Origin of the sequence: Gordonia jinghuaiqii (assembly GCF_014041935.1) — a bacterium.
GTDB classification, from domain to species: domain Bacteria; phylum Actinomycetota; class Actinomycetes; order Mycobacteriales; family Mycobacteriaceae; genus Gordonia; species Gordonia jinghuaiqii.
In genome coordinates this window covers 125,840-139,009 of record NZ_CP059491.1, presented here as the reverse complement: position 1 = coordinate 139,009, position 13,170 = coordinate 125,840, and the positions used below count along the sequence as shown (strand labels likewise).

Genomic DNA, 13,170 nt, shown 5'->3' with positions numbered 1-13,170 from the left:
GCGTCGTCCGCGAACGAGGGGTCGCGGACGACGTTCTCGTCGTTGGTCACTGCGCCGTCGGCACTGAAGGTGCCTGCGGTCAGGTCAGGGGAAGATGTTCTCCAGCGAACCGAACGCTCCGCCTGCACCGGTGGCCGCGAAGTTGGTGGTGCAGCCGTTGAACGACACGTTGTCGACGTTGACCTTGCCGGCCTTCGCGGCAGGCTGACTCGAGATGCCGTAGTGGTCCACGACGGCCTTGTCACCGGCCGCCTCGACCAGCTCGGCGAGCGTGGCGTTGGTGCCCTTCTTGATGTCGCCCAGGTCGCGCGTGGCCCACCACTCGTCCGAACCGGCGGCGCTCGCCTTGCCCGCGCTCGACGACGCCGTCCAGACGAGCGTCGCGAAACCGTCCGCGGCACCGGTGTTCGCGCCGGTCACGCGGATCTGCCAGTTGGCATGGCCCTCGGACTTCTCGAACGTGAGCGGTTTCTTCGCGGCGTCGGCCAGCGGGAGCTTGCCCGCGGAGTGGTACGACGCCTGGCGCGGCGTGGTCGCCGACGTCACGAGTTCGAGCGAACCGTCCTGGTCTCGAACGGTGGTCGCGGTCACCTTGCCCGCCTGCCCATGCTCGTCGTCGAAAGTGTTGCCCCAGCCTGCCGGGTTCGACGGCGTCGAGGTCTTCGCACAGTTGGTCTCGGATACCGGCGCCGCAGTGGCGACACCGCCGGGTGCGAGCAGAGCAGCGACCCCGAGGGCAGCACCGACAGTGGTCACACGTATGTAATTGCGTTGCATATGGTTTCTTGCCTCCATTTGTGATTTCGGCTTTCGTCCAACGGCGAAACTAACAAAGGGCGCGGAGCGGCACCACCCCTATTGATAGATGAATCACACACTTGAATGTGGTGAATCGACAATGCTATTCGGTTAATTGGAGACATTTCCGACCAGGCGGCGAGCCCTCGAACGCATCCTCGAACGCAAATTGCGCCGTGCGTATCGGATTCCGATACGCACGGCGCATTCTGTTTGCCGACCGGTCTTCGCCTCAGGGTTCGACGGTGGCCCCGGTCAGGGGTGGATTCGCGGCCAGCGTCGCGTTCTCGTTTTCGCTGAAAGCCCGTGCCCTCGAAAGGAATCGCACACCTTCGGGCGCTTCGAGACTGAACCCGGCGCCCCGACCCTTCACCACGTCGAGGATGAGCTGGGTGTGCTTCCACAGTTCGAACTGGTCACCGTTGATCCAGACACGCACGTTCGGAATGGGTTCGGGGAGTTCGATTTCCCCCACCAGCACATCGCGCTGACCCACCCGATACTCCCCGACCGGGTAACACATCGGGGCCGAGCCGTCACAGCATCCACCGGACTGGTGGATCATGAGTCCGCCGTGCAGCTCCGACAACTTGGTCAGGAGCTGCACGGCGGCGTCTGTGGCGACCACCCGATCAGGAACATTCTGTTCGGTGGTCATCGTCTGTCACCTTCCATCCGCTCCTTCCAGGAGCGAGCTTGAGCTTGGGAGCTCTCTCGAAGTGGCACCCGTCAGAAGAAGCCCTTCGCGCTCTGCGCGTAGCCGACCAGGAGGTTCTTGGTCTGCTGGTAGTGCTCGAGCATCATCAGGTGGTTCTCGCGGCCGATGCCGGACTGCTTGTAGCCGCCGAAGGCCGCGTGTGCCGGGTAGTCGTGGTAGGTGTTCGTCCACACGCGACCGGCCTGGATCTCGCGGCCCGCACGGTAGGCGGTGGCGCCGTCGCGGCTCCACACACCCGCGCCGAGGCCGTAGAGGGTGTCGTTCGCGATGTGCATCGCGTCGGCGAAGTCCTTGAACGTGGTGACCGCGAGGACCGGCCCGAAGATCTCTTCCTGGAAGATGCGCATCTTGTTGTTGCCCTGGAAGACAGTCGGTTTGATGTAGTAGCCCTCGGACAGGTCGCCGTCGAGCTGGGCCGGCTCGCCGCCGATGAGCACCTGGGCGCCCTCGTCGCGGCCGATGGCGAGGTAGGAGCTGATCTTTTCGAACTGGTCGTTCGACGCCTGGGCGCCCATCATCGTGTCGGTGTCGAGGGGGTTGCCCTGCTTGATCTTTCCGACGCGGTCGAGGGCCTTGGCGATGAACTCGTCGTAGATGTCCTGCTGGATCAGCGCGCGGCTCGGGCAGGTGCACACCTCGCCCTGGTTGAGGGCGAACATCGAGAAGCCCTCCAGCGCACGGTCGAGGAAGCCGTCGTCGGCCGACATGACGTCGTTGAAGAAGATGTTCGGGCTCTTGCCACCCAGCTCGAGAGTGACCGGGATGAGGTTCTCCGACGCGTACTGCATGATCAGGCGGCCGGTGGTGGTCTCCCCGGTGAAGGCGATCTTGCGGATGCGGTTGCTCGACGCGAGCGGCTTACCCGCCTCCACACCGAATCCGTTGACCACGTTGAGGACCCCCGCGGGCAGCAGATCGCTGATGAGGCTCACCAGGTAGAGGATCGACGCCGGGGTCTGCTCGGCGGGCTTGAGGACCACCGCGTTGCCTGCGGCGAGTGCCGGTGCGAGCTTCCACACGGCCATCAGGATGGGGAAGTTCCACGGGATGATCTGGCCGACGACGCCGAGCGGCTCGTGGAAGTGGTAGGCGACCGTATCCTCGTCGACCTCGGAGATCGACCCCTCCTGCGCACGCAGCGCGCCCGCGAAGTAGCGGAAGTGATCGATGGCCAGCGGCATGTCGGCGGCGAGGGTCTCACGGACGGCCTTGCCGTTGTCCCAGGTCTCGGCGACCGCGAGCTTCTCGAGGTTCTCCTCCATGCGGTCGGCGATGCGCAGCAGGGCCAGCGAGCGCTCGGCGACCGGGGTCTTACCCCACCCGGGCGCGGCCTTGTGCGCGGCGTCGAGCGCGAGGTCGATGTCCTCGGCGGTCGAGCGTGCGACCTCACAGAACACCTTGCCGTCGACCGGCGACGGGTTCTCGAAGTACTGACCCTTCACCGGCGGGGTCCACTGTCCGCCGATCCAGTTGTCGTAGCGCGACTCGTAGCTCATCACCGAGCCATCGGCACCCGGCTTTGCGAAGACGGTCATGGTTGCTCCTTGAGTGTCGGCGTCGTCGAGGACGCTTGCGGATGTCGCACGGGCCACCAACGGGGCATCGTGTGATCTGTTACACACAGTACGAGCGCGTTGGTTGCACGAGGGTTGCAACGTCGGGCGGAGCCCGTGACCTCCCCCTATACCGGTAGAGCCCTCTATCGCTGGAGCTCCGGTGAACCCCTCAGGCTCCGTACCGCTGGTCGAGCAGTCTGATCCGGCCGCCGACGACGGCGCGATCGGGATGCCCCACCGGTAGACGGTGTTCCAGTCGACGCCAGGCGGCGAGGTCGTCACGCCCGTGGATGGACGACGTCCACCTCCGTAACGCGGCGACGTCACCCCCGGCGATCAGGCGCGACCGCAGGTCCTCGCGCAGTTCCTCGAAGATCTCGACGATCCCCGGCGCTGTGGACTCGGCGAGCAAACCGCCGCGGCCCAGGTCGTCGACGACCGAGGCCGGGGAGGTCCCGCCGGCGATGCGCTTCCGGACTGCGTCGACGTCGGAGGAGATGTCGAGAGTCAGGCGGTAGGGCCGGCTGGCGACGACGTCGGCACCGAGGTCGCGGCGGAGTCGTGAGATCTCGGCGCGGACGGTCACCGGGTCGAGGCCGTCCTCGGCGAGTTTCAGTGCGAGCTGCTCGGTGTTGAGCCCCTCCGGAAACGCCTGCAGCAGAAGAAGTATCTCCGCGTGCCGGCGAGACAGCGTGCGGGCGCCCGCGGGGTCTGCGGTGCGTCGCCAGCGCGGGGCGCCGTCGGCGAGGACCGCCAGATGGGCCGCGCCCGGCTCGGCTGCGCTCGAGCCGAATGTCGCCGGGTCGGCGAGGTCGACCGCACTCGACTGCAGTTCCCGCTCGACCGCGGCGACCACCGACCGCACCGCCGCCAATGCGAAAGGGGCCGCGACCTCGCGCCCGCCGGTCACATCGATCACGCCGATGACGTGGCCGGTGAGCGGGTCGTGCACCGGTGCCGCGGCGCAACTCCACTCCTGCACCGGCCCTGCGAAATGCTCTGGTCCGACCACCTGCACGCCCCGGTCGACGGCCAGTGCGAGGCCGGGCGCGTTGGTCCCGACGACCTCTTCGCTCCACACCGACCCCTCGACGAAGTTGATGTGTCCGGCCTTGTCGCGGGCCGCGGAGTCGCCCTCGATCCACAGCAGGCGCCCGTCCTGGTCGGTGAGTGCGACGACCACCCCGGTGTCGGCGATGGCGTCCACCATCAGCGACCGCACAAGCGGACGCACCGCGGTGATCGGGTGTGCGGCGCGGTAGGCGGCGAACTCGTCGGGGGACATGGCCGGGGTGTGCTCACCCTCGGGGTTGGCCTCGGCGGGGTCGATTCCCCTGGTCAGAGACCTGGCCCAGGATTCGCGCACGATGGAGCGCACCGCGTCCGCAGGTGGGGTGACGCCGGACAGAAAGTCCTCGTACGCCTGGCGGATGCGTGTGGCCACCGCAGCCGCGTCAGTCATGCGCCCTCCGTCGAATTGCCCATATGCCGACGATTCTGCCTGTCGGCGTGTGATCTCGGCAACAATCGCTCAAACTCGCCCACGTGGCGCTGACCACCGGTTCCGTCGCGGCGACGGGGTTCGTACCGACCGATGCTCCGAAGAAATCGGCCGGCTGAGCAGGGCGCGAGGGAATATTGCCCTCGGACGCGGTTGAGGAGGATGAGATTTTTCATGTCTCCGCGGGCCCCGACCCGAAGCGCCCTGACCCGAAGCGTGCCGAGAACGTCCGCGGTGTCATGCCGGTGACCGTCTTGAAATCGCGGACGAAGTGCGCCTCGTCGGCGTAGGAGAGTTCGGCGGCCAGGGACGCCAGGGTCTCGGTGCGCTCGCGCAGGCGTTCGGCCGCCTCGTGCAGGCGCCGACGCTGGATGAGCCACTTGGGCGTCAGACCGAGGCGGCGTCTGGTGAGCCGTTGCAGGCTGCGTTCGGTGAGGTGGAAGCGGTCGCAGATCTGCGCGACCGCCACCACTGTCGAATCGTTCTCCACGTACTCGACGATCGCGTTGACCAGACGTCCGTCGTCGTCGAGCGGGAGAAACCCTCGTAACCACTCCTCGACGATGTCGGTGGCCCGCCGTTGCGTCTCCTCATCGCCGGGTGCGGCGGCCATCTCCGCGCGGACCCGGCTCGCCAGTTCGCTGCCGCTCTCCCCGAAGACCTCCGACAGTTCGTCGAACCTGTCTGTCCAGGTCGCGACGTCCCCGGTCAGCAGGCCGCCGGCGCCCGGCGTCAGCATCACCCCGACCGCCCACCCGTCCCCGGTCAGCACCGTCTCCGACAAGCCGGTGACCACGCCGTAGAACCGGGCGTAGGTGTTGCTGACGACGATCAGGCAGACCGGGTACTGCAGCACGCGCTGCGGCGACTCCGCTCCGGGCGGTACCCACCACACCGGCACCCAGAAGCGCCGTACCAACTCGTCGAGCTCGGGACCGGGCCCCCAGCGTCCGATGCGGTAGCTCGCGTCAGACGGGTCGACGAGGTGCGCGCGCTCGACGTCGTCGAGCCGCGTCGATCCAGGCCGCGTGGATCCCTGATTGTCGGGTTTCATCAATCACCGTCCCGTGGTCTTGCGGTTGACTCTCATCATGACCGCAATCAACGACGCCTCACCACTGCTCACCCACTACGTCGAGCTCGCCGACGGCCTCGCCGGCGTCCTGGACTCGCTGCCCGCCGACGCCTGGACCAACGATTCCCCGTGTGACGGCTGGACCGGCCGCGACGTGGTGGCACACATCATCGGCACCCAGCGCGAATTTTTCACCGGGCACGACGTCGACCTCGGCCCCGCGCCCTCACTCGACGACCCGGCCGCCGCCTGGCGCGCGCACCGCGACGCCGCGGCAGAGGTACTGGCCGACCCGGCCGTCGGAGACCGCGCGTTCGACGGGCACTTCGGTCCGACGACCATCGGAGAGACCCTGCTGCGTTTCTACGGCTTCGACATGATCGCCCACCGCTGGGACGTGGCCCGTGCCGGTGGCGTGGCGCACACGTTCACCGACGCCGAGCTGGCCGAGATGGAAGCGGCCGCCGACAGTTTCGGTGACGCCCTCTACTCCGAGGGTGTGTGCGAAAAGCGCGACGTCCCCGCCGACGCCGACCGCCAGACGACACTGCTCGCCCGGCTCGGCCGAACGGTCTGAGATCAGGGAATCCATCCGTTGCGTCGCGGATACCGCACGCGCAGATGGCTGTAGGCGTAGGTGCTCAGCAGCAGGGCGACGCCGGTTGCGATCGACGGCCACAGGAAGGCGTTGTCGAACGAGTCCCGGACCGAGGCGACCGCCCACCCGATCACGAGGAGAACCATGGCGATGGTCGCGAGGATGCGGATGACGAGCACGAGGGTGGTGATCACCGCCCACAAGGCTTCTCGCGTCCGTACCGACCGTTCATCCACCCCGACATCGTAGTGCGGGCCGTGGCGGGAATCGGGTCTCGTGTGACCCACCTCGCGTGCAACGGCGGTGCCGCGGGGCCGCGCGGACACGGCGATGGTCCCGCATTTGTACCCATCCCCCGGCATCGCGAGGAGAATGTGTCAGATGAAGACCATCCTCAACGTCATCTGGCTCGTCCTGTGCGGACTGTGGATGGCGATCGGCTACGTCATCGCAGGCATCATCTGCTGCATTCTGATCATCACCATCCCGTTCGGCATCGCGTCGTTCCGGATGGCCAGTTACGCACTCTGGCCGTTCGGTCGGACGGTGGTCCGTAAGCCGACCGCGGGCGCGGCGTCGCTCATCGGCAACATCATCTGGATCCTGTTCGCCGGGTGGTGGCTCGCGATCGGGCACATCACGACGGGCATCGCGATGTGCCTCACCATCATCGGTATCCCGCTGGGCATCGCGAGCTTCAAGATGGTGCCGGTGTCGTTGCTTCCGCTGGGCGCCGAGATCGTCCCCACCGACCAGCCGATGCCGGGGGGCGTACCGGCCAGGATGTGACCCGGCGGACATCCGCCACGCCGGCGCCCGGACCCATCCGACACGCCGTCGGTGCCGAACAGGGGGCATGACACTCACGACCGGATCCGCCGGTGCGTCATACTTCTACCCGCGGCCATCTCGTCACCGACCGCGCACGGAAGCGTGATGGCCAATTGTCGGAGCAGTGTGTGGCGGCCGGAGGCAGCAACCCGCCGGCACAGGCAGCAGGAGGTACGTGATGTCTGACGATCTCGAGCCCGATGCCGCCGAGCTTCTCCAATTCGCTCCGATGGTCGGGCTCAACGCGCTCTCCGGCGACGAGCTCCGAGGCGTCGAGGCGCGGGTTGCCGCGGCCCCCGCGGACTTTCGCGAGCTGTTCGACAAGCAGGTTCGTGCGACGCGTGAGGCGATGGCCGCGATCAGCGTCACGACCGCGACCCCTCCCCCACCCGCGCTCCGCGATCGCGTCCTCGCCGCCGCCCGCGCCGACGCGGGACTGACGGGACCCCCTGGGTTCGACGCACTACCGCAAGGACTGCCCGACGGCGACCAGGACGGTGACGAGGCGGGCGGATCCACTCCTCCGGGACCTGCGGAAGACGAAGCGGCCGAACCGGCCGCCACCACCGGGGCCGACTCCCGACGCCGGCGCTGGACCTATCTGGCGGCCGCCGCGGTCATCGCCATCGCCATCGGTGCCGCAGGATGGGTCATCGGATTGTCGAGCTCCGACCCCGAGCCCGGGCCGCCGCTGGCTTCACCTGCCGAACAGGTCTTCTCCGCGAGCGATCTGCGTTCGACGGGAGGCGCGGTCGCCACCGGCAGCGCGACCGTCTATCTCGCGAAGTCGGCCGATACCGGTGTGCTGGTGATGCATTCGGTCCCGCCGCCCAAGCCCGGAACCGTCTACCAGATGTGGCTCATCGGTCCTGATGGTCCGCGCTCGGCCGGCACCATGACCGACAAGGACGTCGAACCGGTCACCACCGCGGTGCTCTCCGGCATCAACTCCGCATCCGCACTGGCGTTCACGGTCGAGCCCCCGGGCGGGTCGGCGCAACCGACCACCACCCCGGTGGCCCAGCTCTCACTGCTCTGACGGCCGATCGTGGTGCGTTTTCCCCCGGTTCGCGAGGGAAAACGCACCGTGATCACCGGCCGGAGCACTCACTTCACGAGCGCACGTACCGCCTCGATGCTGTCGGCCTGGGCGGCAGTCTTGTCCGGGCGGTAGCGGACCACCCGCGCGAAACGCAGCGCCACCCCTCCCGGGTACCGCGAACTCCGTTGCGCACCATCGAGTTCGATCTCGACCACGATCTCCGGACGCAGATACACGGTGTGCGCGTCCCGATGCGTCTCGTGCCCGGGGAACTCTTCGGTCTGCCAACGCAAGAGCTCATCGGTGAGTCCCTTGAAGGTCTTGCCGACCATGATGAACTCACCGGTCTCCGGGTCACGGGCACCGAGATGCAGATTCGACAACCAGCCGGTACGCCTGCCCGATCCCCACTCAGCGCCCAGGACCACGAGGTCGAAGGTGTGCGTGGGTTTGACCTTCTGCCATGCCTTTCCACGACGGCCGGCGACGTAGAGCCCGTCGAGCGATTTCACCATCACACCTTCGTGGCCGTCGGCCATCGCCGTCTCGAAGTGTGCGTGTGCTTCCGCGGGGCTGGGACGCGTCACCGCGGGGATCCGGAGATCGGGGGCGATCGAGTCGATCGCCGCGAGGCGTTCCGACAGCGGGCGGTCGATGAGGTCGACCCCGTCGAGGTGGAGACAGTCGAAGAAGAAGGGCTTCAGCACGCGTTCGGGTTCGCCATCGGCGGTGGGCCCGGAACCGAAGCGGCTCATCGTGTCCTGGAACGAACGTGGGCGGCCGTCGTCGTGCAGCATCAGCGTCTCACCGTCGAGTATCACCGAGTCGCATGGCAATCCGGCGACAACCGACACGAGGTCGGGCACGTTGGCCGTCACATCTCTCAGCGTGCGGGTGAAGACGGAGATGTCGGTCCCCTTGCGATGCACCTGGATCCGGGCGCCGTCGAGTTTGTAGTCGACGATCAGGTCGGGCCCGAGCAAGCCGAGCGCGGCGTCGAGATCGTCTGCGGGGGTGGCGAGCATCGGTTCGACGGCACGGCCCACCCGGAGTCCGACCCCCGCCAACGCGTCGGCCCCGAACCGCGCGAGGGCCGCCGTCTCCGGTAGCGATCCCGTCAGCATGTGCGCGCGCCGGACGAGCGCAAGTGGTTGACCGGTGACCTTCGCGATGGCGTCGGTCATCACCCCGGCCAGCGCGCCCTGCCGGAGTTCGCCCGTCAGCAACGCGAGGAGGAACTTCTGCTCGGCCTCGGTCGCGGCACCGAAGACCGACGCGATGATCTCGGCGCGGCGCTTCGTCGAACCGGGCCCGGTGGCGCCGGCGAGTGCGCCGAGAGCGGCGTCGACGTCGGCGACCTGCAACGACGACGCATCGGACGGCGCGGAGATCAGTTTCGACAGCGACCGCCACCCGACGCCGAGCCTGCCCTGGGGGATCTCCCCGGAGAGCCACGCGACGACGATCGGGAGCTCGGCATCGGTGGCCGCGGACAGGGCTCCGGCCAGCACCTCGGTCTTACGAATTCGCGAGCGGTCCCGTGCGACGTTCGCGGATGTCTCGACCACGTCGATCAGCTTCACGGCGTCTCACCCACGACAACATCGCCAGGATCCGGTCACCCGATCGACGGTACGCCGCGACGGCGACACGATGCGGCCGATGCCCTCAGACCTCGGTCAGATCGACCGTCTTGGTCTCCCGGACGCAGAGCAGCGCGATCATCGTGGTGCAGGCGGCGATCGCGAGATACACACCGACCCAGCCCACGCCGAAGTCGGCGACGATCCACGTCGCGATGAACGGCGCCACCGCGGCGCCGATGATCGACGCGACGTTGTAGGAGATGCCCGACCCGGTGTAGCGGACGTTGGTGGGGAACAGTTCCGGCAGGATCGCGCTCATCGGCCCGAAGGTGAGTCCCATGAGCGTCATGCCGAGGATCAGGAAGAACAGCATCATGCCGTCGGTCATCGACGACGGGTCGAGGAGCAGCTGGAAGAACAGTCCGAAGACGATGATCGCCCCGGTGACCACGATGAGGAAGGCCCGGCGACCGTACCGGTCGGCAAGGCGACCCGAGATCGGTACGCACGCAGCGAAGAAGAGCACCGCGATGAGCTGCAGTTCCAGGAAGTCGACGTAGCTGATGGAGAGCTTCACACCCGAGGCGTCGGTGACCTTGCCGGTGCCGTAGGAGATCACCCAGGTGGTGACGATGTAGAACAGCGTGTAGGTCGCGACCATGATGAACGTGCCGGCGATCAGGGGACGCCAGCTGGTCTTCACGACCTCGGTCACCGGCGCCTTGACCTTCTTGCCGTCGGCGACCGCTTTCGCGAACACCGGTGTCTCCGTGAGCTTCAGCCGCACGTACAGGCCCACGGCGACCATGATCGCGCTGGCCAGGAACGGGATTCGCCAGCCCCACGTCATGAACGCGTGGTTCGACGCCGAGGTCTTCGCATCGAAGTCGAGCCCGAGCATCAGCAGCAGGAAGGTGCCGTTGGCGAAGAGGAATCCGATCGGCGCTCCGAGTTGCGGCCACATCGCGGCCCATGCCCGCTTGCCCTTCTCCGCGGTCTCGGTCGCGAGAAGTGCTGCGCCCGACCACTCTCCGCCGAGTCCGAGTCCCTGGCAGAAGCGCATGAGGGCCAACAGTGCGGGCGCGAGATAGCCCACCGAGTCGTAGGTGGGCAGCAGCCCGATGATGAATGTCGCGATACCCATGGTGAGCAGCGACCCGACCAGGGTCGCCTTCCGTCCGACGCGGTCACCGAAGTGCCCGAACAGGATCGAGCCGATGGGCCGGGCGACGAAGGCCAGGCCGAACGTCGCGAACGACGACAGCAGGGCTGCCGTCTCGTCGCCGGGCGGGAAGAACAGCACCGGGAACACCAGCACCGCGGCGGTCGCATAGATGTAGAAGTCGAAGAACTCGATACTGGTCCCGATCATCGACGCCACGACGATGCGACTCCGGGGTACTGGCGCCTGATCTGGATGGTCGACATTGCGGACCGCGGACTCACTCATCCGCGCGACATTACGCCTGAGAACCAGGTCACACGCCTGGACCCCTGAGGACAATCTGAACGAGCCGACCGGCGCCGGGGAGGAGGGATGCGGCGCCGGTGAGGCCGAGCTGTCGGCCTCCGGAGCGGGCTCGAAGGACATGGCGTCCTCCGGCCCGCTCCGGAGGACGTCATCTCCGCGGGTCGACCGGCGTTCGCGCAGCCTCTACCGCGTCAGCTGCCGCGTTTGATCCATTCCTCCAGGTGAGGAGCCTCGGCTCCGACCGTGGTGCCGTCGCCGTGGCCGGTGTAGACCTTGGTCTCGGGGTCGAGGGAGAAGATCTTCTCGGTGATCGAGGCGATGATCGTCGGGAAGCTCGAGTACGAGCGACCGGTGGCGCCGGGCCCGCCCTGGAAGAGCGTGTCGCCGGAGAACAGCACCTTGGCCTCGGGCAGGTGGATCACCGACGAACCCGGCGAATGGCCCGGTGTGTTGATGATCGTGAGCTCGGTGCCGGCGACGCGGATCCGCTGACCGTCCTCGAGATCCTGATGAGCGACGTCGGGATGGGTGTCGTTCCACAGCATGTCGTCCCCGGGGTGCAGCAGGATCGGCGCGCCGGTGGCCTCCGACAGCTCGGGGGCGACGGTGACATGGTCGTTGTGGCCGTGGGTGAGCACGATCGCCTTCACCGTCCGGCCGCCGACTCCGTCGAGAATCGGCTTGGCCGAGTGCGCGGCGTCGATGATGATCACCTCGTCGTCATTGCCGACGAGCCACACGTTGTTGTCGACATCCCAGGTACCACCGTCGAGGCTGAAAGTGCCTGAGGTGACGACGTTGTCGATCCGCAGCTCCGACATCAGAGTTCCACCACCGATCGCAGGACCTTGCCTGCCTCCATCGCCGAGAACGCGGCCTCGACGTCGTTGATGCCGATGCGTTCGGTGACGAACTTGTCCAGCGGCAGGCGACCCTGCTCGTAGAGGTCGATGAGCATCGGGAAGTCGCGCTCGGGTAGGCAGTCGCCGTACCACGACGACTTGAGCGCACCGCCGCGCGAGAAGAAGTCGACCAGCGGCATCTCCAGGGTCATCTCCGGTGTCGGGACGCCGACGAGGACGACGACACCGGCCAGGTCACGTGCGTAGAAGGCCTGCTTGTAGGTCTCCGGTCGGCCGACGGCGTCGATGACCACGTCGGCGCCGTTGCCGTCGGTGAGTTCCTGCACGGCCGCGACGACATCGTCGACCTTCGAGCCGTCGATGGTGTGCGTGGCACCGAGGTCGGTGGCCCACTCGAGCTTGGATGCGTCGCGGTCGATCGCGATGATCGTCGTGGCACCGGCGAGGCGGGCACCGGCGATCGCGGCGTCGCCGACGCCACCACAGCCGATGACCGCGACCGAGTCGCCGCGGCCGACGTTGCCGGTGTTCATGGCTGCCCCGATGCCGGCCATCACGCCGCAGCCGAGCAGGCCGGCGACGGCCGGGTCGGTGTCGGGATTGACCTTGGTGCACTGCAATTCGTGGATGAGGGTCTTCTCGGCGAAGGCGCCGATGCCCAAGGCCGGGGTGAGCTCGGTGCCGTCGGTCAGGGTCATCGGGACGCTGGCGTTGAAGGTGTCGAAGCAATACCACGGACGGCCGCGCTTACACGCCCGGCACTGACCGCACACCGCGCGCCAGTTGAGGACGACGAAGTCGCCCACCTCGACGTGGCTGACATCCGAACCCACCGACTCGACGATGCCCGCGGCCTCGTGACCGAGAAGGAACGGGTACTCGTCGTTGATGCCGCCTTCGCGATAGGCCAGGTCGGTGTGGCAGACACCGCATGCCTTGATCGCCACGACCACATCACGCGCCCCCGGGTCCGGGATCACCACGTCGACGACCTCCGTCGGCGCCTTCTTGCTCCGCGAGATGACTCCCTTGACTGTCTGCGACATGCGTTGACTTCCTTCCGCAACTGCGTTGTTCGGGTACGTTTCTGGCCTCGGTATCCGACGGGGCGGACGTGGGCGTCTCCCCCGG

13 protein-coding genes are annotated in these 13,170 nt (G+C 67.3%); 3 read left to right on the top strand and 10 right to left on the bottom strand.

Annotated elements, in window-relative coordinates; genetic code table 11:
- Positions 1-84: 84 nt before the first annotated feature.
- The 5 genes from H1R19_RS00560 to H1R19_RS00540 all read right to left on the bottom strand — a co-directional run bounded on the left by H1R19_RS00560 (position 85) and on the right by H1R19_RS00540 (position 5,627).
- On the bottom strand, positions 85-777 hold the full coding sequence (locus H1R19_RS00560; protein ID WP_188330700.1) for a hypothetical protein: 693 nt from the start codon (positions 775-777) through the stop codon (positions 85-87).
- A gap of 253 nt (positions 778-1,030) precedes the next feature.
- Positions 1,031-1,456 carry a DUF779 domain-containing protein gene (locus H1R19_RS00555; RefSeq protein ID WP_188330699.1) on the bottom strand — a complete coding sequence of 142 codons (426 nt, stop codon included), beginning with the start codon at positions 1,454-1,456 and terminating at the stop codon, positions 1,031-1,033.
- A gap of 71 nt (positions 1,457-1,527) precedes the next feature.
- Positions 1,528-3,051, bottom strand: coding sequence for an acetaldehyde dehydrogenase ExaC (gene exaC / locus H1R19_RS00550; RefSeq protein WP_188330698.1), 1,524 nt, complete (start codon positions 3,049-3,051; stop codon positions 1,528-1,530).
- Positions 3,052-3,241: 190 nt separating this feature from the next.
- The gene (locus H1R19_RS00545) at positions 3,242-4,534 is read right to left on the bottom strand and encodes a GAF domain-containing protein (RefSeq protein ID WP_219850307.1); all 1,293 of its coding nucleotides are present in this window, start codon (positions 4,532-4,534) and stop codon (positions 3,242-3,244) included.
- A gap of 211 nt (positions 4,535-4,745) precedes the next feature.
- Positions 4,746-5,627, bottom strand: coding sequence for a helix-turn-helix domain-containing protein (locus tag H1R19_RS00540; RefSeq protein ID WP_188330696.1), 882 nt, complete (start codon positions 5,625-5,627; stop codon positions 4,746-4,748).
- 37 nt (positions 5,628-5,664) lie between these two features.
- Between H1R19_RS00540 and H1R19_RS00535 the strand changes: the two genes are divergently transcribed.
- Entirely contained in the window at positions 5,665-6,225 is a 561-nt protein-coding gene (locus H1R19_RS00535; RefSeq protein ID WP_188330695.1) for a maleylpyruvate isomerase family mycothiol-dependent enzyme, read from the top strand.
- Positions 6,226-6,227: 2 nt separating this feature from the next.
- Here the strand turns inward: H1R19_RS00535 and H1R19_RS00530 are convergent, their stop codons facing one another.
- On the bottom strand, positions 6,228-6,482 hold the full coding sequence (locus H1R19_RS00530) for a hypothetical protein (protein ID WP_188330694.1): 255 nt from the start codon (positions 6,480-6,482) through the stop codon (positions 6,228-6,230).
- A 145-nt stretch (positions 6,483-6,627) separates the two neighbouring features.
- Between H1R19_RS00530 and H1R19_RS00525 the strand changes: the two genes are divergently transcribed.
- Positions 6,628-7,035 carry a YccF domain-containing protein gene (locus H1R19_RS00525; RefSeq protein WP_219850306.1) on the top strand — a complete coding sequence of 136 codons (408 nt, stop codon included), beginning with the start codon at positions 6,628-6,630 and terminating at the stop codon, positions 7,033-7,035.
- 220 nt (positions 7,036-7,255) lie between these two features.
- Entirely contained in the window at positions 7,256-8,116 is an 861-nt protein-coding gene (locus H1R19_RS00520) for an anti-sigma factor (protein WP_219850305.1), read from the top strand.
- Positions 8,117-8,184: 68 nt separating this feature from the next.
- Here the strand turns inward: H1R19_RS00520 and H1R19_RS00515 are convergent, their stop codons facing one another.
- From H1R19_RS00515 to H1R19_RS00500, 4 genes are all read right to left on the bottom strand, one after another.
- On the bottom strand, positions 8,185-9,702 hold the full coding sequence (locus tag H1R19_RS00515; RefSeq protein ID WP_219850304.1) for an ATP-dependent DNA ligase: 1,518 nt from the start codon (positions 9,700-9,702) through the stop codon (positions 8,185-8,187).
- Between the two features lie 85 nt (positions 9,703-9,787).
- Positions 9,788-11,155: an MFS transporter gene (locus tag H1R19_RS00510; RefSeq protein WP_188330690.1), complete on the bottom strand. Its 1,368-nt coding sequence runs from the start codon at positions 11,153-11,155 to the stop codon at positions 9,788-9,790.
- A gap of 212 nt (positions 11,156-11,367) precedes the next feature.
- On the bottom strand, positions 11,368-11,997 hold the full coding sequence (locus H1R19_RS00505; protein WP_219850303.1) for an MBL fold metallo-hydrolase: 630 nt from the start codon (positions 11,995-11,997) through the stop codon (positions 11,368-11,370).
- Positions 11,997-13,085, bottom strand: a complete 1,089-nt coding sequence (locus H1R19_RS00500) for an S-(hydroxymethyl)mycothiol dehydrogenase (protein WP_188330688.1) — start codon at positions 13,083-13,085, stop codon at positions 11,997-11,999. Before H1R19_RS00500 ends, H1R19_RS00505 begins: the two co-directional genes overlap by 1 nt.
- Positions 13,086-13,170 lie beyond the last annotated feature (85 nt).